The sequence below is a fragment of the Streptomyces sp. NPDC093600 genome (assembly GCF_044764755.1).
Lineage (GTDB): Bacteria > Actinomycetota > Actinomycetes > Streptomycetales > Streptomycetaceae > Streptomyces.
This window is the reverse complement of sequence record NZ_JBIWIU010000001.1, coordinates 113,991-135,776: the sequence shown is the minus strand read 5'-3', so window position 1 is coordinate 135,776 and position 21,786 is coordinate 113,991. Positions and strand designations below refer to the sequence as shown.

Sequence of the window (21,786 nt, the reverse complement as noted above, 5' to 3'; positions counted from 1 at the left end):
CAGCCGCTTCGTCGTCCCGTCGGAATCAGCCCACGAAATAGCCGGAGACGTCGCCGACGAGGTGGACCATCCCGTTGTGGTTGTAGAGCGTGACGGCCCCGTGCACGCCCAGCGGCACCATGGTGAGGTTCGGCACCGTCTGCCCGGCCCCGGCGTTCAGGGTCGACGCGCTGGTGCGGGCCGTACCCGCCGGGAAGACCGAGACGAAGGTCGGACTCGAGACGTTCGTCACCGTCACGTTCATCACCACGGCCGAGACACCGGCTGCCGGAACGCCCACCTCGCCCGCGATCCCGAGGTCGGCCTGGCGGGGCCCTTGCAGAGGGTTGTACAGACCGAGTTCGATCCTGCTGTCCATCACACGCGCCGGCGTCACCGCCTGGAAAAGGGCCCCGGTGCCGCTGGTCGTGTAGTAGCCGGAGACGTCCGCGAGCAGATCCACGGACCCGTTGTGGTTGTAGAAGCGGACCTTGCCGTTCACCACCGGGACGACGACCAGGTTCGGCCGGGTCTCGTTCGCCACGAGGTTCAGGTTCGACGCGCTGGTCCGGGCCGTGTCGTCGGGATAGACCGAGACGAAGGTGGGCGCGGTGACGTTCGTCGCCGTCACGTTCATCACGACTGCCGACACCTCCGAGGAGGGCACCCCGTTCCGGCCGGTGACCTGGAGCGTCACCGTGCCCGCGGGCCCGACCTTCCCCTTCCGTACGCCGACACCGGAACGGGTGTCCATGGCCCGGACCGGCACCAACGGCTTGAAGCGGGCGCCCTGCGCGTTGTCGGTGTAGTAACCGGCGACGTCCGCGAGCAGGTCCACCGTGCCGGCCCTGTTGTAGAAGCTGACCCTGCCGCCGCTGACCGGCACCACGACCAGGTTCGACACGGCCCGGCCGGGTACGACGTTGAGGTTCGAGGCACTCGTCCGCGCCTCGCCGGCGGGGTGCGCCGACACAAAGGTCGGGTTGCTCGCGCCGACCGCCGTCACGTTCAGCACGACGGCCGAAACCCCCGTGGCGGGCACGCCACCGCTCCCCGCCACCTGAAGGGTGACTGTCGCGCCGGGCCCGACCTTCGCCTTGCTCACTCCGAGACCGCTGCGGGTGTCCATCACCCGGGTCGGCGGCACCGGCCGGTATCCGCCGGAGGCGCCCTTCACGGTGAACTCTCCGTTCACCCGCACCGCGGGGCCGCCGTTCAGCGGCTGGGCGGTCGCCGTCCAGGTGTACGCACCGTTGGGCACGCGCACGCCGGCCGCGTCCTTGCCGTCCCACCCGGCGGTGAAACGGCCGGCGACCTCACCGCCCGTGAACTCCCGTACGACCGCACCGGTGGCCTTGTCCGCCAGGGCGACCCGCCACGAGGCGGCGGGCTTCGACAGCCACCAGGCGCCCTCCCACAGCGTCCCGGCCTCGCTGTTCCAGACCGGCTCGGTGAACCGGTCCATGACAGCGAGCGGCCGGTCGGCGATGCCGCGCAGGGTGACGACGTGCAGGGTCTGCTTCGTGTCGACGTAGGCGAGGGAGTCGGTCAACGGATCGACATACGAGCTGAAGGCCGAGAGCTTCGTCAGCTCCGTGGTCAGCGTCTCGACGACGGGGGCGCCGGAGCGCACGTCGATCACTCGCAGCTTCCCGACACCCGATGTCTCGGTGTCCAGCCGCGCGACGACGAATCCCTGGCCGAGGCTGTTCTCCTCGGCCAGGGGGCTGATCAGCCCGCCCACGGGAATCCGCTGCTTCGTCACCAGGTTGACGACGACGCTGCCCTGACCGCCGTACATGCAGTTGACCATCGCCCACTCACCGGCCACCCGGAACCTCTCCACCTTGCAGGTGGTGCCCGTGTCGACCGATTCGGAGACGGCACCCGTGGCCAGATCCACGCCGATGAGCCCGGTGTCCTTCATCCTCCACAGCGTGCCGCCCCACAGGGCGGACGTGAGGACCTCGGGGTCCGACTCCACCCACACGACCTTGCCCGTGTCGATGTCGAACACGATGTTCTTGCCGTCCCGCGTCAGGGCGTGGAGATGGTGCCCCGAGCCCGTGCGGATCGAGTGCGGGCGAACGGCAGGGGCCGAGAGCCGCCACACCTTCGCGTCCTTGCCGGTGCGCGCCTCCCGCACCCGGACGACCGTCACACAGTCGACGCAGGTCCCGGCGTCCTCGGTGTCGAGAAGGACCAGTCGGCCGTCTCCCATCGTGTATCCCGGCTCGCAGTACCCGCTGCCGTCCGGCACGGGGCAGGACCAGGAGGACTCGGGCTCCGCCGACAGCGGTTCCGTCAGAGAGATCTGTCGGGCCTGGGCCGTACGCGTGGCGCCATCGTCCTCGATGTAGGCCAATTCCCCCTGGGACAAGCGCAGATTGCTCCGCTTCGCGGGATTCGGCGAGATCCGCTCGATCTGCTCGGCTCGCAGCACGCCCGTCGGGTCGAGGGTGATCCGCTGAAGGCCCCAGTGGCTGGAGTCCGTGCCACCGACCGCGTACAGGCTGCCGTCCGCACCGGCGACCAGCGACGCCCAGGCACTCGGAAGCACCGTCACCGCCTCGCCGCTCGTCATATGCACGGCACGCAGGGGACGTCTCTTGGAACCGCCGTCGTCGTCGAGGGCCACGACCAGCCAGTCACCGAGCGTCTGGACCCCCTTCGGCTCCTCGTCCCAGGGGAGGGACACCTGGCGGGTGGTCTTGCCATCCGCACGGGAGACCAGGCGTACCGGCTCGCCCCGGTATTCGTCGTAGTGAGCGAGCCAGTCCGGGGTGAGTGAGTAGAGCGGGTAGGAGGGCCTGACGGGGTCGGGCGGCGTGGGACGGAAGACGGCCGGAGCGAAGTCGACCAGACCGTAGCCGTACCGCTCGCCGTCCCAGTACTTGAGGAAGGCGCTCTCCCCGTCCTGGGCGAGCACGGTGGGCGCCTGGGGCATGCCCACCGGCAGCTCGACCTCGGCGTCGGCCGGGGCTCCCTCCCCGACTCCGAGGAGGTGCAGACTCGCTTCCGTGCCGTCGGCGCCAGGAACCCAGGTGAGCACCTGGTTCGCGGTGTGGGCGTGCGTCCAGTGGTGCCCCTCGGGACGGTTCCGCACACGCACCGATCCGGTGACGAGATCGCGTATCTCGTACGTGTCGTGGCCGAGGCATGCGGAGGTGTCACCGTTGGGGAACGGGGTGTGCGCGGGCGGGCATCCGGGGTCGGCGACCGAGGTGCCGGCCGCCGGATTCCACCACTGCGGGCCCTTCTCCTCGGACCACCACTGCACACCGGTGCCCGCACTGTCCACCTGGGCCGCAGCGGGCTTCACGTGCGGCGGCGCCGGAAGGGTCACCTCGCTCGCCACGAGACTCGTATCGGCGCCCGCCTCGGCGGCGGCGGGCCCCGCCCCCGCGACGAACAGCCCGGACAGACCGAGCAGCGCGCTCAGCCCGAGCGCGAGGGTGGACGTTCTTGCACGACGCGCCACGAAGGGCCCTCCCAGAAATCACGGCAGACAGAGGGAGGACGGACATCACGCGGGCCCCCCGGCCCCTCCCCCTCAGCAAGTGGCCCGACCTTAGCAACCCCCAAGTGGCGCATCAGCAGCTGAGTCACCCCCTTCGCGGCCCCTGCCCGGCGGGCCGACGGGCTGGGGGCAATCACCCCCCGGGCCCGGCTTCTCGCGCTCGACGGCCCTCGCTCACATCGTCCGCAGGTACTCCGCCAAGCGGTCGTACTCTTCCCTGACCCCCGCCTCCATCCCCGTCGCCAGTGCCTGGTCCCGGCTCTCGGTGGACGGCCAGAGCGAGGTGCTCGTCAGGGCCGTGCCGCCGTGCGGGGTGGCGTCGAAGGTCAGGGTGACGTGGACCGGCGGGCCCGGCATGAGTTCGAAGTGCTCGGTGTAGACGAGGCGTTCGTTCGGGACGATCTCCTCGTACGTTCCCGAGAACACGATGTCCTGTCCCTCGGGTGAGGTCTGGCCCCAGCGCCAGGCTCCCCCGGCCCGGAGGTCGATGTCGCAGACGGTCGTCGTCATCGCGGCCACGCCGTACCAGTGGCGGACGTGTTCCGGGCGGGTCCAGGCTTCCCAGACGCGTTCCGGCGGGGCGTCGAAGGTGCGGGTGATGACCAGTTCCCGGTCCGATGGTGTCGTCAGCAGCGTGATCATGGGATCGCTCCCGTCTCCCGGCCGAAATCGCAGGACTCCCGGACGCCCCCCTCTTATCATGATCACACCGGCACAGCCATCAAGCGAGTGAACGTGTTCAACGCGCAACCGCTATGGTGCTGCCACGCGCCGCGTCGATCAACGCGCCGCCTTACGACCTGTGGGGGGTCCCCTTTGCTGCGCTCCAAGCGCACGTTGCCGCATGCCCTCGTGCGCGCGGCGACCGTCTTCGTACTCTCGGCAGGCGTCGCCCTGCCCGCCGTCGTCGCGGCGCCGACCGCGTACGCGGCGACCGTCAGCCACACCGCGACCCTGGACGACGGCCGGCTGACCGTCGGACTGCCCGGAAACGCGCTCTGGGTGAAGGTGAGCGTCCTCGCCTCCACCGCCCCGGACACCGCCGTCCTCGTCTCGACCGACGAGCTGACCTCGACCGGCTACAACGCCTGGACGACCGACGCGCCGCTCCAGCTTCCCGAGGGCACCGCCCTCGGGACCTACCCCGTCGCCGTGGAGTACCGCATGCCCCACGGTGTCGTGGAGCGCTGGACCGGCGGCACCTTCGGCTACAAGCTGCACACCGGTGTCAGCTCGGCCGCCTTCGACCGCGGCACCACCAGCTTCGACCGGCGCGGCGTCGTCCTGTCCGGCACGGCCACCACCTGGAACCCGGCGACCGGCGAGCGCACTCCCGCCGCCGAGGGCACCTCGGTCAAGGTCACGCTGAACCTGCGCGACGCCTACTCCGCGGTGCGGAGCACCACAGCCCTGGCCACCACCGGGGCCGACGGCGCCTTCGCGCTGCCCGTCACCCCGGACGCCGAGATCACCGGCGGTTCCGCGGTGGTCCACTCCACGGCGGCCGACGTCGACCCGGACGACGCCCGCCCGCTGCCCACCGTGGGCGTCGAGAAGCTGACGTACCGGATCACCTCCGACACCGACAGGTACCGCGTCCACGCGGGCACCGACGTCAAGGTGACCGGCCGCGTGGAGCGCCTGACGGAGGAAGGCTGGCAGCCCTTCGCCGGTGCTCCGGTGGTCTCCACCGGCAGCGAGCCGCTGTCGTACGACACGGCCCTGCGGAACCAGATCGGCTCCGGCACCACGCTCGCGGACGGCTCCTTCACCTTCGCGGCCCGGCCCGCGTACTCGACGACCGGCGTCTACACCGGCCTGCGCCCCTCCGTGTACTACGGCAAGGGCAACGACCGTCCGTACGACGTGGCCGGGATCGCCGTCCCGCAGCAGTTCTCGTACGCCGACGCCCGCATGACCCTGGACGAGTACGGCAAGCTCACCGCGACCGGCCGGCTGCACACCACCGCCTCGGTGACCTGCTACGACAAGCCCGACTGGGTCGCCCTCCAGGCCTCCCTGGACAACGGCCGCACCTGGCGCAACATGGCGTCCCAGGCCACGCAGTACTGCAGCTCCTACTCGTTCGAGGTGTGGGGCCACACCAACGCCCTGTACCGGATCTACCACCCGGAGACGGACCGTTTCGTCACCAAGACGAGCACCCCGGTCCGCCTGGGCCGCACGCCCACCCGGATCGTCAACGTCACCATCACCCCCTCCCGACCGCGGGTCAACGGCACCATGACGGTCAAGGGTCTGGTGCAGCAGAAGGTGAACGGTGTCTGGAAGGCCATGCCGGGCGCGCGCCTGACGCTGCTCGCCAAGCCCAAGGGTGACCCGACCTGGTACTGGGCCAAGAAGGACGTGCCGACGAACTCGTACGGCAACTTCGGCTTCAGCACCGTCAACTACGGCGACGCCACCTGGATCCTCGTCCTGCAGTCCAAGAACGGTTACTTCTACAGCGAGTCGAGGACGATCTATGTCGATGCGCTCTGATCTCCGACGGCTCTCCGCCGTCTCCCTCGTCACGGCGCTCTCCCTGGGCATCTCCCTGGGCGCCGCGACGACCCCCGCCCTCGCCGAGGACCCCGCCCCCGCGCCCACCCCGGTGGGCGTCGGCCGGGCCGTCACCCAGGACGACCAGCGCGGCTCCTTCAAGGTGAACGCCTGGACGGACGCCCCGCAGGCCACGGTCACCGCCGTCTCCGCCAAGGTCCGGCAGGGCGACACCGTCCTCGCCGACGTCCCGGCGCTGATCCAGTCGACCCCGGGCACCTTCACCCTGCCCGCGGACGCCACGCTCAAGCTGACCGAGGACGGCGGCACCGTCCCGTCCCTCGGCAAGTACGCCATCGACGTCACCGCCACCGACTCGCTCGGCAACACGGTGACCCGCGCGAACGCCGGCACGCTGAACTTCACCCTGCGGCCGCTGCTCACCTTCGCCGTCGGCAAGCCCGGCTGGAACGACCCGTACATCCGCCCGCAGGGCAAGCTGAACGGCGTCCAGCCCGGCTCCGGCGACGTCGTGCCGCTGCCGAACCGTTCGGTCTCGTACCAGCGTTCCACGCCGGACGAGGGCCCGGCCCAGTCCGCGGTCACCACGGACACCGGCGAGTTCGCGGGCGCCCCGATCCCGGCGACGCGGCCCGGCGAGATGTACACGGCTACGTTCAGCGAGAACACCAACGAGGTCCACGGCACCGCCTCCGACCGGCGCTCCTTCTGGGAGTGGCAGTCCCGGAGGATGACGGTCACCGCCACCGCCGACAAGACGCGTGCGGTGAGCGGCGAGGTCGTCACCATCACCGGCCGGGTCACCGACCCGGAGAACGGCGGGGCCCCGCTCGCGGACCAGCCGGTGCGGGTGCGCCTGGGCGCGCCGCGCGACTACTACCACGAGGTCATCTCGTTCCCGCAGACCGTGCGGACCGATGCGGACGGCGTCTACACGGCGAAGCTGGTCGCCGCCGCCGGCCCGAACGCCTCGGGCTGGACGGTCGAGTCGGCCGACCTGTTCCAGTCCTTCTCGCCGGTCCACGGCTCGCTGGTCATGCCGCTGGACTCCCGTACCTACGTCGTCGGCTACAAGCTCGGGACGGACGCGCGCTTCACGGTGTACGGCCAGTTCCGCTCCCCGTACGAGCGCTGGTCGGGCAGCTCGTCCCAGCAGACGGTGCTCCTGGAGCAGTCCCCGGACGGGCAGACGGGCTGGAAGAAGGTCGCCTCGACCAACTTCTACTCCAACGTGCGCAACATGTTCGGCATCGCCACCTGGAACAAGGGCGGCTGGTTCCGGCTCCGGCACCTCACCTCCGACCAGTACGCGGAGTCCGTGAGCAAGCCGTTCTACATCGTCCGCACGGACAGCCGGGTCGTGGGCGTCAACGCGTCTCCCGAGCCGGTCCGCAAGGGCTCGGCGATCACGGTGACGGCCTCGCTCCAGCACCACACCGACGGTGCCTGGCGGGGTCTCGGCCATCAGCCGGTGAGCGTGTGGTTCAAGCCGTGGGGCGGGAAGACCTGGAAGCAGGTCGCCACCGGCAAGTCCGCCTGGAACGGCGCGGTCTCGCTGAAGACCACGGCGTCCGCCGACGGCTGGTACACGGTCCGGTACTACGGTGACGGGACGCACTTTCAGGCGTTCGGCGGCGAGGACTGGATCGACGTCCGCTGATCCATCCCCCTTACCCGCCTGGTACGACTGAAGGGCGGCACCCCCGTGGGGGTGCCGCCCTTCGGCGTCCGGCAGAACCGCTGATCCTCGAAGGATCAGAAGTCCATGTCACCGCCCGGCATGCCGCCCGGAGCGGCCGCGGAGGCCTTCTCCGGCTTGTCGGCGATGACGGCCTCGGTGGTCAGGAACAGCGCGGCGATGGAGGCCGCGTTCTGCAGCGCGGAACGCGTCACCTTCGCCGGGTCGATGATGCCCTCGGCGATGAGGTCGACGTACTCGTTGGTCGCGGCGTTGAGGCCGTGGCCGACGGGCAGGTTGCGGACCTTCTCCGCCACGACGCCGCCCTCGAGGCCGGCGTTGACGGCGATCTGCTTCAGCGGGGCCTCAAGGGCCAGCTTCACGATCGCGGCACCGGTGGCCTCGTCGCCCGTGAGGTCGCCCTCGAGCTTCTCGAATACCGAGGAGGCCTGGAGCAGGGCCACGCCACCACCGGCGACGATGCCCTCCTCGACGGCCGCCTTCGCGTTGCGGACGGCGTCCTCGATGCGGTGCTTGCGCTCCTTGAGCTCGACCTCGGTCGCGGCACCGGCCTTGATGACCGCAACACCGCCGGCGAGCTTCGCCAGGCGCTCCTGCAGCTTCTCGCGGTCGTAGTCGCTGTCCGAGTTCTCGATCTCGGCGCGGATCTGGTTGACGCGGCCGGCGACCTGGTCGCTCTCGCCCGCGCCGTCCACGATGGTGGTCTCGTCCTTGGTGATGACGACCTTGCGGGCGCGGCCCAGCAGGTCCAGGCCGGCGTTCTCGAGCTTGAGACCGACCTCCTCGGAGATGACCGTGCCGCCCGTGAGGATGGCGATGTCGTTCAGCATGGCCTTACGACGGTCGCCGAAGCCCGGAGCCTTGACGGCGACGGACTTGAAGGTGCCGCGGATCTTGTTGACGACCAGGGTCGACAGGGCCTCGCCCTCGACGTCCTCGGCGATGATCAGCAGCGGCTTGCCCGACTGCATGACCTTCTCCAGGAGCGGGAGCAGGTCCTTCACGGAGGAGATCTTGGAGTTGACGATCAGGATGTACGGGTCGTCCAGGGACGCCTCCATACGCTCCATGTCGGTGGCGAAGTACGCCGAGATGTAGCCCTTGTCGAAGCGCATACCCTCGGTGAGCTCCAGCTCCAGACCGAAGGTCTGGGACTCCTCGACGGTGATGACGCCTTCCTTGCCGACCTTGTCCATCGCCTCGGCGATGAGCTCGCCGATCTGGGTGTCGGCGGCGGAGATGGAGGCCGTGGAGGCGATCTGCTCCTTGGTCTCGACATCCTTCGCCTGCTCCAGCAGGGCGGCGGAGACGGCCTCGACGGCCTTCTCGATGCCGCGCTTCAGAGCCATGGGGTTGGCGCCGGCCGCCACGTTGCGCAGGCCCTCGCGGACGAGCGCCTGGGCGAGGACGGTCGCGGTGGTCGTACCGTCACCGGCGACGTCGTCCGTCTTCTTGGCGACTTCCTTGACCAGCTCGGCGCCGATCTTCTCGTACGGGTCCTCGAGCTCGATCTCCTTGGCGATGGAGACACCATCGTTGGTGATCGTGGGGGCGCCCCACTTCTTCTCGAGGACGACGTTCCGGCCCTTGGGGCCAAGGGTGACCTTGACGGCGTCGGCGAGCTGGTTCATCCCGCGCTCGAGACCGCGCCGTGCCTCCTCGTCGAACGCGATGATCTTGGCCATGTGAAGTGGTCCTCCCGGACATGGGGTGGATAACGCTCCAGGACCGCGCCGACGCCCGCGACGGACGGCCTGCGGACCCGGCGGTTCCTTGCCCCACCTGGCCGCGGGCCTCGTCTGCCCGATCCTCGTAAGCACTCTCACCTTCAGAGTGCTAACGCCAATGATTAGCACTCGCCCTAGGAGAGTGCAAGCGCCTCCCACAGATCGGGAGGCCCCGCGAGCCGTCCGGGAACGCACGAGGGGCCCGCATCCCGGTCAGGATGCGGACCCCTCGGCGTGAGTGCGTACGTGGTGGCCGATCGCGCCGTGCTCAGACGGCGAGCTTGACCATGTCCGCCTGCGGACCCTTCTGGCCCTGCGAGATCTCGAACTCGACTCGCTGACCCTCTTCAAGGGTGCGGTAACCGTCCATCTGGATCGCGCTGTAGTGGACGAAAACATCCGCACCACCGTCGACCGCGATGAAGCCGTACCCCTTCTCCGCGTTGAACCACTTGACGGTGCCCTGAGCCATGCCTAACTCCCCTATTACTGGCCCTTGCGCGGGACCGCACTTCGCGGACCCGGGTCAGACCCTGCGCCGGAACGCGTCGACCGCGGCTGAATGTATCTGCCCAACTGCCCTCTGCAACAGGTCAATCGGACGAGAATTCTGGGCACGCCGGAAAGGAGAATAAGGGAGGATTCACTGATTTCCGGGGCAAGTCGGGCCCGTCAAAGTGCGCAGAAGGTACACAACACTCGAACACTTTGGCTGCTTCTTGTCGCGCGTCGACGCATTCTCATATGCGTCCGGCATGAGCAGCGGAGGGGGCTTCCCCAACTCTACCGTGCTCAACCATGCAGAATTGCCCCCTCCGTTTCTGGCGGAGAGGGCAATTCGGGGAATCGCGGTGCGTCAGCAGCCGCCGGCGACGGCCGGGATGATCGACACGCCCGCACCGTCCGGCGTCGCCGTCTCCAGGCCCTGCTCGAAGCGGACGTCGTCGTCGTTCACGTAGACGTTCACGAAGCGGCGGAGCTTGCCCTGGTCGTCCAGGACGCGGGCCGCGATGCCCGTGTGGTTCTTCTCCAGGTCGGCGATGACCTCGGAGAGGGTCGCGCCCTCCGCCGGGACCTCGGCCTGGCCGCCCGTGTACGTACGGAGGATGGTGGGGATGCGGACCTTGACGCTCATCGGGGTTCTCCAGTCTCTCAGTCGGCTCAGTGGGCCAGGCCGGCGTCGCGGAACGCGTCGAGGCTCGGGCGGATGGTGGCGGTCGCCTGCGAGGTGTCGGCCACCGCGTCCAGGGTCTTGAGGCCGTCGCCGGTGTTGAGCACGACGGTGGTCAGCGACGGGTCGATGAGACCGGCCTCGATCAGCTTCTTCGTCACGCCGACCGTGACCCCGCCCGCCGTCTCGGCGAAGATGCCCTCGGTGCGGGCCAGGATCTTGATCGCCTCGACGACCTGCTCGTCGTTCACGTCCTCCACGGCCCCGCCGGTGCGGCGGGCGATGTCGAGGACGTACGGGCCGTCGGCCGGGTTGCCGATGGCGAGCGACTTGGCGATGGTGTTCGGCTTCTGGGGCCGTACGACGTCGTGGCCGGCCTTGAAGGCGGCCGACACCGGGGAGCAGCCCTCGGCCTGGGCGCCGAAGATCTTGTACGGCTTGTCCTCGACGAGGCCCAGCTTGATGAGCTCCTGCAGCCCCTTGTCGATCTTCGTGAGCTGGGAGCCGGAGGCGATCGGGATCACCAGCTGGTCGGGGATGACCCAGCCGAGCTGCTCGCAGATCTCGTACGCGAGGGTCTTGGAGCCCTCGCCGTAGTACGGGCGCAGGTTGACGTTGACGAAGCCCCAGCCCTCGCCCAGCGGGTCGCCGATGAGCTCGGAGCAGAAGCGGTTGACGTCGTCGTAGTTGCCCTCGATGCCGACGAGGTCGCCGCCGTAGACGGCGGCCATGACGACCTTGCCCTGCTCCAGGTCGTGCGGGATGAACACGCAGGAGCGGAAGCCGGCGCGGGCGGCGGCGGCGCCGACGGCGCCGGCCAGGTTGCCGGTGGAGGAGCAGGACAGGGTGGTGAAGCCGAAGGCGCGGGCGGCTTCGAGGGCCTGGGCGACGACGCGGTCCTTGAAGGAGTGCGTGGGGTTGCCGGAGTCGTCCTTGACGAAGAGCCTGCCGGGCTCGACACCGAGCTCGCGCGCGAGGTTGTCGGCCTGGACGAGCTTGGTCCAGCCCGGGTTGAGGTTCGGCTTGTCGGCGACGTCGGCCGGGACGGGGAGCAGCGGGGCGTAGCGCCAGATGTTGGCGGGGCCGGCCTCGATCCGCTTGCGCAGCGCCTCGGGGTCACCGGTGGGGAGGTCGTAGGCGACTTCGAGCGGGCCGAAGCACAGCTCGCAGGCGAAGATCGGGCCGAGCGGGAAGACTTCACCGCATTCGCGACAGGAAAGCCCGGAAGCGGGACCGAGATCGACCGTGCTCTGGGCGTTCGGCGTGTTCTCGGTGTTCGCGACAGTCTGTACAGCCATTGGAGGCGAGGCCCTTTCTCCTCATCTTTCCCATGGCGAATTTCGCCATGAGACGGATTTGGCACCTTCCCTAGCCGGGGACCTCGCTGGCGCGCTGTGTCGCGGACGAGAACCGACTGGAGGGTTGCCGGGGCTTCAACGGGCCGTTTCCCTCTGCCCCTCTGGATGAGCGGTATTCGGTTGTGGAACGCGGGCGGCACCCCGACATGCGTCGGGCGTCCGCGTTGTTCAAGACTGTAACCGAAGGCATGGACGGTTGAGATGGTCGTCCGAACCGCGAGATGGAGATCACCTTGCTGGATGAAGTGGAGCGCTGGCTGGCCCGGCGGTCCTGGTCCGCGTCCGACCGTCCGCTGGAGCGGATCCTCGCGGCCAAGCGGGGGACGACGGTCAGCGTCGTGCTGCCCGCGCTGAACGAGGAGGCGACGGTCGGCGCGATCGTCTCCGTGATCCGCCGCGAGCTGATGTCCGACGCGGTCCCGCTCGTCGACGAGCTGGTGGTGATCGACTCCGGTTCCACCGACCGTACGGCCGAGGTCGCGGCGGCGGCCGGGGCCCGGGTGGTGGCGCGCGACGAGATACTGCCCCGGATACCGGCCGCCCCCGGCAAGGGCGAGGTGCTGTGGCGCTCGCTGATGGTGACCGGTGGGGACGTCGTCTGCTTCGTCGACGCGGATCTGCGGGACTTCTCCGCCGACTTCGTCTCCGGGATCGTCGGCCCGCTGCTCACCGAGCCGGACGTGCACCTCGTCAAGGCGATGTACGACCGCCCGCTGGGGGACGCGCCCGGCCAGGGCGGCCGGGTGACGGAGCTGGTGGCCCGCCCGCTGCTCAATCTGCACTGGCCCCTGCTGGCCGGTTTCGTCCAGCCGCTGGGCGGCGAGTACGCGGCGCGGCGCTCGCTGCTGGAACAGCTGCCGTTCCCCGTCGGTTACGGCGTGGAGCTGGGTCTGCTGGTCGACGCGCTGCACACGGTGGGCCTCGACGCGCTCGCCCAGGTCGACGTCGGGGTGCGCAAGCACCGCCATCAGGACGGGCAGGCGCTCGGCCGGATGGCGGCGGCGATCTACCGGACGGCGCAGCTGCGGCTGTCGCGCGGGCATCTGGTGCGGCCCCGGCTGACGCAGTTCGAGCGGGACGAGACGGGCGGCGGGAAGGGGTTCGCGCCGCGGACGTACGCGGTGGACACGGAGGAGCGGCCGCCGATGCTGGAGATCGCGGAGTACGCGCGCCGCCGGGTGGCGTAGCCGCGTGGCGGAACGTCGGATGATCATGTTTCCTGCCTAGATTTCCCTTTCATGAGGTCTGCGCATCAGAGGTTCACGCATCGAAGGGGAGCCCTGCTGGCGGTCGCCGGTCTCCTCGCCGGGTCGCTGCCCCTCATGGCGGCCGCTCCTGCCACGGCCGAGGTGATCGGGCCGCTGGGCGAGCGGACGGGCCGGGTGCAGCCGGTGTGGGCGACCCCGGCGCCGACGCTCCGCCCGGCGCGGCCCGCCCCGCACGGCCCCGGCGGCTCGATGGCCCAGACCGGCGCGCACGGTGAGCGGCTGTGGCTGCTCGGCGGACTCGCGCTGGCCCTCGCGGGCACGGGCGCGGTGGCGAAGGCGGCCCTGCGCGGCCGCCGTGGCGACTGAGCGCCGACCTCGTATACGTACGTTTGAGCGTTTACGGGACGGGCTAGGTTCGGCACATGGCTTCAGTACTGGTGGCTTCGAACCGCGGTCCCGTCTCGTACGTACCGCGCGAGGACGGCTCGGGCGCGCTCGACGCCCGTCGGGGCGGAGGTGGACTCGTCTCCGGCCTCTCGGCGGCTCTCGCCGGGCAGCCGGAGGCGCTCTGGGTGTGCGCGGCGCTCTCGGACGGGGACCGGGAGGCCGTGCGCACGGGCGTCTCGGAGCCCGGCGTCCGCATGCTGCCGGTCGATCCGGTGGTCTACGACGGGGCGTACAACGGCATCGCGAACTCGGTGCTGTGGTTCCTCCACCACCATCTGTACGACATCCCGGTCGCGCCGGTCTTCGACGCGGAGTTCCGGCGCATGTGGGAGGCGTACCGCGGCTACAACCGCGCCTTCGCGGAGGCCCTGGCCGCGGAGGCGGCGGAGGGTGCGGAGGTCCTGGTGCAGGACTACCACCTGGCGCTGGTGCCGGGGCAGTTGCGGGAGCTCCGGCCCGACCTGCGGATCGCGCACTTCACGCACACGCCGTGGGCGTCGCACGAATATCTGCGCATGCTGCCGGAGGACATCCGCGAGGAGCTTCTGTGGGGGATGCTCGGCGCGGACGAGCTCGGCTTCCACACCTGGGCGTGGGCGTCGGCGTTCATCAGCGGCGCGCACATCGACAGCGCCGGCGGGACGGCGGCCGGCTCCTCGCCGAGCGGTGACCCGTGGCGCGGAGTGCACCACCGCAAGGCCGGTGGGCCCGTGCGGAACACGCGGGTGCGGGTGTACCCACTGGGTGTGGACGGGGACGAGCTGCGGGCGCTGGCGCACCGGCCGGAGGTGGACGACCGGCTTGCCGCGCTGCGGGCGGAGGTCGGCGACCGGAAGACGATCGTCCGGGTGGACCGTACGGAGCTGTCGAAGAACGTGGTGCGCGGTCTGCTCGCCTACCGCGAGCTGCTGCGCGAACGGCCGGAGTGGCGCGGCCGGGTCGTCCACCTGGCCTCGGCCTACCCGTCCCGCCAGGACCTGGCGGTCTACCGCGACTACACGGCGGCGGTGGCGCGGCTGGCCGAGGAGATCAACACGGAGCTGGGCACGGAGGACTGGCAGCCGGTGCTCCTGTCCGTGAAGGACGACTTCGCGCGCTCGCTCGCGGCGTACCGGATGGCGGACGTGGCGCTGATCAACCCCGTGCGGGACGGCATGAACCTGGTGGCCAAGGAGATCCCCGTGGTGTCCGAGGCGGGGTGCGCGCTGGTGCTGTCGACCGGGGCGGGGGCGTACGAGGAGCTGCGTGAGGACGCGCTGACGGTCAATCCGTACGACGTGTCCGAGACCGCGCGGGCCCTGCACGAAGCGCTGACGACGGGCCCGTCCGAGCGGGCCGACCGAACCAAGCGCCTGGCGGCCAAGGCGACGGCGCTGCCGCCGCGGCGGTGGTTCCTGGACCAGCTGGAGGCCCTGCGCGAGCCGCGCTGACGAGCCCGGCCGGACTTCCTGGGCGCGCCCCCGCCGTGTCGGCGGGGGCGCGCCCTTCGCGTCTCAGCCTTCGCGTCTCAGCCCGCCTCGCGTACCGCCTCGGCCAGGTCCGCGAGGAAGCGGACCACGGCCGCCGGGCCCGGGACCGAGAGGTCGGCGCGGTCGGAGACCTCGGTGACCTCCGCGGAGCCACTGCACACCAGCAGACCCGGGGTGCCGTCCGAGCGGAGCTTCTCCACGGCCGCGTAGGCCGGAAGGTCGCCCAGGTCGTCACCCGCGTACAGGACGGAACCGGCGCCCACCTCCCGTACGTACTCCGCGAGCGCCACCCCCTTGTCCATGCCCGGCGGGCGCAGCTCCAGGACCATGCGGCCGGGTTCGAGGACCAGACCGTGGCGGGCCGCCAGATCACCGAGGGGGCCCTTGAGGGCCTCGAAGGCGCCCTGGGGGTCGGAGGCGCGGCGCGTGTGCACGGCGACCGCGCGCCCCTTCTCCTCGATCCAGGTGCCCGGCCACGCGCCGACGCGGGCCAGGAAGCCGGGGAGTTCGGCGCGGACGGCGGCGACGCCCGGGTGCGGTGGGGCGGCCTGGACGGTGCCGGTGACCGCGTCCCAGCGTTCGGCTCCGTAGTGGCCGAGGACGACGAGGTGTTCCAGGCCCGGGACGCCCGCGAAGCCGCCGTACCGTACCGCCACACCCGCCGGGCGGCCGGTCACCACCGCGATCGAGGCGATCCGTGGGGCCAGTGCGGCGAGGGCGGGGACGGCGCCGGGGTGGGCGCGGGCCTGTTCGGGGTCGGGGACGATCTCGGCGAGCGTCCCGTCGAAGTCGAGGGCGACGACGGCCTTCTCGGGCCGCGCGAGAAGCGCGGCCAGGCCGTCGCGGCCGGCGGGCGTGGTCGGGTGCGGAAGACTGACCATAGGACGACCCTACCCAGGCAGGCTCAGCGGCGCTGCTCCTTCTCCGCACGCACGCGGCGCAGGCGGTTGACCGTCACGGGGTCGTGGGCGAGGGCACGCGGATCGTCGAGGAGCGCGTTGAGCAGCTGGTAGTAGCGGACGGGCGACAGGCCGAGCCGCTCACGGACGGCCCGCTCCTTGGCGCCGGGCCCGGGCCAGGACCGGCGCTCCAGCGCGAGCACGGCCCGCTCCCGCTCCCCGAGGCCGCGCTCCTGGGCCTCGGGCTCGTCACCGGAGCCGGGGGACGCGTCCCCGAGCCCGGGGCCACCGGCGCTCCGTCCCTCACCGGAGTCGGGGCCACCGGCGCTCTGTCCCTCACCGAGGCCGCCGCCACCGGCGTCCGGCTCCTCGCCGCGGAATGCGTCCGGCTCCTCGCCGCGCCCCGTCCCCGGCCCTTCATCGTTGGTCATACGACCCAACTTATTCCGCGCTCTCGGCGGCCGTCGCGTCCCGGGCGATCTTCCCGAGCACCTCCGACGGCTTCGCCCCGGGCGCCACGGCCTTGCCGATGTTCTGCTTGATGTTCTCGCTGACCGCCGCCCAGGACGTCTTGCCGACCGGCGGCAGCTGCGAGCCGGGCAGCTCCTTCAGGAACTCGCGCAGGTTCCGGTGCTCGGGCTCGGCCTCCATCGTGGCGTACGCGCTGACGGTCGGCGGCAGCAGATCGTTGTCCCCGGCGAACTTGAGAACGTTGTCGTCGCTGAAGACGAAGTCCAGGAAGTCGCCGATCCGCTCGCGGTGGCCGTTCTGCTTGAAGCCCATGATCCAGTCGGCGACGCCCATGGACGCCTTGGCCTTGCCCTCCACCCCGGGCAGGGCGATCTTGCCGACCTTGACGCCCTTCTTCTCCGCCTCCTGCATCAGGGACGGGTGACCGTTGAGCATGCCGACCTCGCCCCGCGCGAACGCGGCGAAGGCGTCCTTGCGGTTGAGCTTCCCGGGCGCGACCGGGCCCGTCAGACCCTTCTCGACGAGGTTCGTGCGCAGCCAGTCGAAGGTCTTCACGTTCTGCTCGGAGTCGATCTTGTAGCGGTCGGTGGCGTCGGTGTATCCGTCGCCACCGCTGAGCAGCCACATCATGGTCTCCGCCTGCGCCTCCTCCGGGCCGAGCGGCAGGGCGAAGGGGTACGGGACGTCGTCGCTCTTCAGCTTGCGCGCGGCGGCGGCGAGCTCGGCCCAGGTCGTCGGCGCCTTGGTGACACCGGCCTCCTCGAAGAGCTCCTCGTTGAAGAAGAGCAGCCGGGTGGAGGCGGCGAAGGGCAGACCGTACTGCGTCCCCTTGGTCTCTCCCGCGGCGGTCAGCGGGGCGAGGAAGTTGGCCTGGACGGGGATGGAGAGCAGCTCGTCGGCGGAGTAGAGGGCGCCCGCGGCGGCGTAGTCGGCGTACGCGCCGATCTGCGCGATGTCGGGCGCCTGGCCGGCCTTCACCATCTCGGCGACCTTGCGGTCGACGTCGTTCCACGACTCGATCTGGACGTCGACCTTCACCCCGGGGTGCTCGGCCTCGTACGCGGCGGTGAGCCCGTCCCAGTACTTCCTGGTGCTGTCGCCGCCGGTGAGGTCGTAGTCGGCGGCGACCAGCTTGAGGGTCACGTCGCCGGTCTCGCCGCCGGTGAGGCCGCAGCCGGAGAGCGCCGCGGTCAGGCCCAGCGCGGCGATGGTCGCGGTCAGTCCAAGGAGTCGCCGCTGCACAGCGTTGTCCCACCCTCTGCTCGTCGTCGAGCTGTGATTTTCACAGAAGGAAAAGCATAAGGTCTACACCACTGGGGTATCGCTCCGGCATCGACCGATGCCAGTTCGCCGGTCCGCTCAGCCGTGCCCGGAAGCCTCTCTCCCGGCCTCCGGCCGCAGCCGGAAGCCACTCTCACGCTTTTGTATGCCCGCCCAACAATCCCGCCGAGTGGACTAGACCTTTCTGCGGTTCGCGGGCGACACTGTCCCCCGTGAGACACGTCATCGCCCTCGATGTGGGCGGCACCGGCATGAAGGCCGCCCTCGTCGGGGCGGACGGCACCCTGCTCCACGAGGCGCGCCGCGCCACCGGACGGGAGCGCGGCCCCGAGGCCGTCGTCGAGACCATCCTCGGTTTCGCCGCCGAGCTGCGCGCCCACGGCCTGGAGCGGTACGGACAGCCCGCCGCGGCCGCCGGCGTCGCCGTCCCCGGCATCGTCGACGCCGAGAACGGCATCGCCGTCTACGCCGCCAACCTCGGCTGGCGCGACGTCCCGATGCGCGCCCTGCTCAGCGAGCGCCTCGACGGAATCCCCGTCGCCCTCGGCCACGACGTCCGCACCGGCGGCCTCGCCGAGGGCCGCATCGGGGCTGGAAACGGCGCCGACCGCTTCCTCTTCGTCCCGCTCGGCACCGGCATCGCCGGCGCCATCGGCATCGGCGGATCGATCGAGGCCGGCGCCCACGGCTACGCCGGCGAGATCGGCCACATCGTCGTCCGCCCCGGCGGCACCGAGTGCGGCTGCGGCCAGCGCGGCTGCCTGGAGCGGTACGCCTCCGCCTCCGCGGTCACCCTCGCCTGGGCCGCCGCCTCCGGCGACCCCGACGCGGACGCCGCCGACTGCGCCAAGGCGGTCGAGTCCGGCGATCCCACCGCCGTACGGATCTGGCAGGACGCCGTCGACGCCCTCGCCGACGGCCTGGTCACCGCGCTCACCCTGCTGGACCCCCGCACGCTCATCATCGGTGGCGGTCTCGCCGAGGCCGGGGAAACCTTGTTCACACCCCTGCGGACCGCGGTGGAGGAGCGGGTGACCTTCCAGAAGCTTCCCGCCATCGTCCCGGCGGCCCTGGGGGACACCGCCGGATGCCTGGGCGCGGGCCTTCTCGCCTGGGACCTGCTCTCGCTCGACAGCCCCACCCGCAACGAGTCCGACTCGGAGGTATCCGCCTGATGGCCGATCGCACAGTTCTCGCCGGCGCGCGCGTCGTGCTGCCGACCGGAATCATCGAGAACGGACGCGTGATCGTCGAGGGCGGCCGCATCGTGGGCGCGGGCGCCTTCGAGAGCGGAGCGGAAGCCCCCGCCGGCACCCGGGCCCTCGATCTGACCGGCCACTGGGTCGTCCCCGGCTTCGTCGACACGCACAACCACGGCGGCGGCGGCGCCTCCTTCACCTCCGGCACGGTCGACGAGGTCCTCAAGGGCGTCCACACCCACCGCCTGCACGGCACCACCACGACCGTGGCGTCCTTCGTCACCGGCGACATGGACTTCCTCGGCCGCCGCGCGGGCCTCCTGTCCGAGCTGGCCGAGCAGGGGGAAATCGCCGGCCTCCACTTCGAGGGGCCGTTCATCTCCCCGTGCCGCAAGGGCGCGCACGACGAGACGCTGCTGCGCGACCCCGACCCGGCCGAGGTCCGCAAGCTGATCGACGCGGGACGCGGCCAGGCCAGGATGGTGACGCTCGCCACCGAGCTGCCCGGCGGCGTCGACTCCGTACGCCTGCTCGCCGAGCACGGCGTGATCGCCGCGATCGGCCACACCGACGCGACGTACGAGCAGACCGTCGAGGCCATCGACGCGGGCGCCACCGTCGCCACGCACCTCTACAACGCGATGCCCGGTCTCGGCCACCGCACGCCCGGGCCGATCGCCGCGCTCCTGGAGGACGAGCGGATCACGGTCGAACTGATCAACGACGGGACGCATCTGCACCCGGCCGCCCTGGAGCTGGCGTTCCATCACGCCGGCCCGGACCGGGTCGCCTTCATCACGGACGCGATGGACGCCGCCGGCTTCGGCGACGGCCGCTACATGCTCGGCACGCTGGAGGTCGAGGTGAAGGACAGCGTGGCGCGGCTCGTCGAGGGCGGCTCCATCGCGGGCTCCACCCTCACCCTGGACCGGGCGTTCAAGCGCGCCGTGACCATCGACCGGCTGCCGGTCGAGTCCGTCGTCCGGGCCATCTCCGCCAACCCGGCCCGCCTGCTCGGCATCGACGACAGGGTCGGCTCGCTGGAGCCCGGCAAGGACGCCGACCTGGTCGTCCTCGACGAGGAGTTCGACCTCAAGGGCGTGATGCGCAAGGGCGCCTGGGTGGTCGAGCCCCGACCGGCCTGATCCGGCCCGGCCGGAACGCGAGGCGGTCGACCGGGGGTCTGGGCCAACCGCCTTCCTTTTGGCATGATCGGGGCGCGATCGGGAGCTTCTACGGGGTACGGGGGTACGGCAGGTGATTCTCACGGTCACCCTCAACACGGCACTGGATCTCACCTATCGGGTGCCGGCCCTCACCCCGCACGCCTCCCACCGCGTCACCCAGGTGATCGAACGCCCCGGCGGCAAGGGCCTCAACGTCGCCCGCGTCCTGGCCGCCCTCGGCTACGAGACGGTCGTGACCGGGTTCGCGGGCGGCCCGACCGGCGAGGTCCTGCGGGCCCGTCTCGCGGATCTGCCGCTGACCGACGCGCTGGTCCCGACCGCCGGACCCACCCGCCGTACCGTCGCGGTGGTCGACGCGGCGAGCGGCGACACCACCCAGCTCAACGAACCCGGCCCCACCATCGGCCCGGCCGAGTGGGCCGCCCTCACCGGCCGGTACGCCGAACTGCTGCGGGGCGCCGACGCGGTGGCCCTGTGCGGCAGCCTGCCGCCCGGCATCCATGTCGGCGCGTACGCGGAGCTGGTCAGACTCGCCCGGGGCGCCGGGGTCCCGGTCCTGCTCGACACCAGCGGCGAGCCGCTGCGGCGCGGTATCGCCGCCCGCCCCGACCTGGTGAAGCCGAACGCCGACGAGCTCGCCCAGCTCACCGGATCCCGTGAACCGCACCGGGCCACCCAGGACGCCCGGCGGCGCGGAGCCCGCGCGGTGGTCTCCTCACTCGGCCCGGAGGGCATGCTGGCCGCCACCCCCGACGGGGTGTGGTGCGCGGCTCCCCCGGCCCCGGTGCGGGGCAACCCGACCGGCGCCGGCGACTCGGCCGTCGCGGGTCTGCTCTCCGGCCTGGTCGACGGGCTGCCGTGGCCGGACCGCCTGGCCCGCGCGGTCGCCCTCTCGGCAGCGACGGTGCTCTCCCCGGTGGCGGGCGAGTTCGACCGCTCGGCGTACGAGGAGCTGCTGCCCCGCGTGACGGTGAAGGAGCAGGCCGAGGCGGCCTGAGCCTCTAACTGGACTGCAGCTAATCCCGCTCATGGGGCACTGTTAGGGATCACCTGCGCATACCAGTTCCGCAGCGCGAACGGATCAGATCGCGGCGTAACGGACAAGAATCGTAGGACAATTCTCGCCATTCTTAACTTTTTCGATCTGAAACCTAGACATCGAGCGAACAGATGCTCGAAGATCGAAATGTTTCGCGAATTGACCTTCGAGGGAGCTCTGAGTGCGCAGGAATCTTATGACCGCCGCTGGAACCATAGCCGCCGCCTTCGCCCTTTCCGTCTCTATGTCCGGTTCGGCCTATGCAACGGTGGGCACTGCCGGCTGCGGCACGACCGGCGCCTATGGCGACATGTACTTCAGCAATTACCATGGCCCGGCCGCCACGATTAATATCAAGTTTAGCCTGAGCGACACTTTGGCCGACGGAAACAGTGTCCGTTTGCGCCTGGTCTCACAGGACGTCAGCGGGATAATTCGCTACTGGTCGTGGCGCACCAACTCGCAGGGAAGCGGTACCACGAGCAGATGGGAGACGACAGCCGCGGACAGTAGGGGGCTTCACAAAATCGGGCTTGAGGTAGCTCGCTTCAACAGCAACGGAACCTACCGGAACGGCTGCTTCGACTGGGCGTACTGACACGAGGGAAA

Annotated in this window: 17 protein-coding genes, 1 pseudogene and 1 riboswitch; of the genes and pseudogenes, 9 read left to right on the top strand and 9 right to left on the bottom strand. The window is 70.7% G+C overall.

Going from position 1 to position 21,786, the window contains the following annotated elements:
• Nucleotides 1-25 precede the first annotated feature (25 nt).
• Nucleotides 26-3,460, bottom strand: coding sequence for a FlgD immunoglobulin-like domain containing protein (locus ACIRB4_RS00695; protein WP_403287612.1), 3,435 nt, complete (start codon nt 3,458-3,460; stop codon nt 26-28).
• Between the two features lie 213 nt (nt 3,461-3,673).
• A complete protein-coding gene (locus ACIRB4_RS00690) occupies nt 3,674-4,141 on the bottom strand; it encodes an SRPBCC family protein (protein ID WP_403287611.1) in 468 nt (155 codons plus the stop codon).
• Between the two features lie 210 nt (nt 4,142-4,351).
• Between ACIRB4_RS00690 and ACIRB4_RS00685 the strand changes: the two genes are divergently transcribed.
• The gene (locus tag ACIRB4_RS00685; protein WP_403287610.1) at nt 4,352-6,001 is read left to right on the top strand and encodes a hypothetical protein; all 1,650 of its coding nucleotides are present in this window, start codon (nt 4,352-4,354) and stop codon (nt 5,999-6,001) included.
• Complete coding sequence (locus ACIRB4_RS00680) at nt 5,991-7,682, top strand: hypothetical protein (RefSeq protein WP_403287609.1); 1,692 nt, start codon at nt 5,991-5,993, stop codon at nt 7,680-7,682. Before ACIRB4_RS00685 ends, ACIRB4_RS00680 begins: the two co-directional genes overlap by 11 nt.
• 95 nt (nt 7,683-7,777) lie before the next feature.
• On the opposite strand, the gene groL is transcribed toward ACIRB4_RS00680, so the two are convergent.
• The 4 genes from groL to thrC form a co-directional block, all read right to left on the bottom strand.
• A complete protein-coding gene (groL, locus tag ACIRB4_RS00675) occupies nt 7,778-9,406 on the bottom strand; it encodes a chaperonin GroEL (RefSeq protein ID WP_403287608.1) in 1,629 nt (542 codons plus the stop codon).
• A 310-nt stretch (nt 9,407-9,716) separates the two neighbouring features.
• A complete protein-coding gene (locus ACIRB4_RS00670) occupies nt 9,717-9,920 on the bottom strand; it encodes a cold-shock protein (protein ID WP_005315736.1) in 204 nt (67 codons plus the stop codon).
• 384 nt (nt 9,921-10,304) lie between these two features.
• Complete coding sequence (locus ACIRB4_RS00665) at nt 10,305-10,583, bottom strand: MoaD/ThiS family protein (RefSeq protein WP_361857748.1); 279 nt, start codon at nt 10,581-10,583, stop codon at nt 10,305-10,307.
• 26 nt (nt 10,584-10,609) lie between these two features.
• Nucleotides 10,610-11,917, bottom strand: a complete 1,308-nt coding sequence (thrC, locus tag ACIRB4_RS00660) for a threonine synthase (RefSeq protein WP_403287607.1) — start codon at nt 11,915-11,917, stop codon at nt 10,610-10,612.
• Nucleotides 11,918-11,935: 18 nt separating this feature from the next.
• A riboswitch (SAM riboswitch) is annotated at nt 11,936-12,089 on the bottom strand.
• A gap of 121 nt (nt 12,090-12,210) precedes the next feature.
• On the opposite strand from thrC, the gene ACIRB4_RS00655 reads away from it, so the two are divergent.
• The 3 genes from ACIRB4_RS00655 to ACIRB4_RS00645 are packed head-to-tail and all read left to right on the top strand — an operon-like array spanning nt 12,211 to nt 15,062.
• Complete coding sequence (locus tag ACIRB4_RS00655) at nt 12,211-13,164, top strand: glucosyl-3-phosphoglycerate synthase (RefSeq protein WP_403287606.1); 954 nt, start codon at nt 12,211-12,213, stop codon at nt 13,162-13,164.
• A gap of 51 nt (nt 13,165-13,215) precedes the next feature.
• Entirely contained in the window at nt 13,216-13,551 is a 336-nt protein-coding gene (locus tag ACIRB4_RS00650) for a hypothetical protein (protein WP_403287605.1), read from the top strand.
• Nucleotides 13,552-13,607: 56 nt separating this feature from the next.
• A complete protein-coding gene (locus tag ACIRB4_RS00645; RefSeq protein ID WP_403287604.1) occupies nt 13,608-15,062 on the top strand; it encodes a trehalose-6-phosphate synthase in 1,455 nt (484 codons plus the stop codon).
• A 77-nt stretch (nt 15,063-15,139) separates the two neighbouring features.
• Here ACIRB4_RS00645 and otsB read toward each other — a convergent pair whose 3' ends face one another.
• From otsB to ACIRB4_RS00630, 3 genes and pseudogenes are all read right to left on the bottom strand, one after another.
• Entirely contained in the window at nt 15,140-15,982 is an 843-nt protein-coding gene (gene otsB, locus ACIRB4_RS00640) for a trehalose-phosphatase (protein WP_403287603.1), read from the bottom strand.
• A 23-nt stretch (nt 15,983-16,005) separates the two neighbouring features.
• Nucleotides 16,006-16,233 (bottom strand): annotated as a pseudogene (locus ACIRB4_RS00635) (DUF3263 domain-containing protein); the annotation flags it as partial.
• Between the two features lie 208 nt (nt 16,234-16,441).
• Entirely contained in the window at nt 16,442-17,713 is a 1,272-nt protein-coding gene (locus tag ACIRB4_RS00630) for an ABC transporter substrate-binding protein (RefSeq protein ID WP_403287602.1), read from the bottom strand.
• Nucleotides 17,714-17,964: 251 nt separating this feature from the next.
• Here ACIRB4_RS00630 and ACIRB4_RS00625 point away from each other — a divergent pair, with 251 nt between their 5' ends.
• The 4 genes from ACIRB4_RS00625 (at nt 17,965) to ACIRB4_RS00610 (ending at nt 21,775) form a co-directional block, all read left to right on the top strand.
• Nucleotides 17,965-18,927, top strand: a complete 963-nt coding sequence (locus ACIRB4_RS00625) for an ROK family protein (protein ID WP_403287601.1) — start codon at nt 17,965-17,967, stop codon at nt 18,925-18,927.
• A complete protein-coding gene (gene nagA / locus ACIRB4_RS00620) occupies nt 18,927-20,096 on the top strand; it encodes an N-acetylglucosamine-6-phosphate deacetylase (protein WP_403287600.1) in 1,170 nt (389 codons plus the stop codon). Before ACIRB4_RS00625 ends, nagA begins: the two co-directional genes overlap by 1 nt.
• A gap of 112 nt (nt 20,097-20,208) precedes the next feature.
• Nucleotides 20,209-21,135, top strand: coding sequence for a 1-phosphofructokinase family hexose kinase (locus ACIRB4_RS00615; RefSeq protein ID WP_403287599.1), 927 nt, complete (start codon nt 20,209-20,211; stop codon nt 21,133-21,135).
• Between the two features lie 223 nt (nt 21,136-21,358).
• Complete coding sequence (locus ACIRB4_RS00610) at nt 21,359-21,775, top strand: hypothetical protein (RefSeq protein WP_403287598.1); 417 nt, start codon at nt 21,359-21,361, stop codon at nt 21,773-21,775.
• Nucleotides 21,776-21,786: the final 11 nt, after the last annotated feature.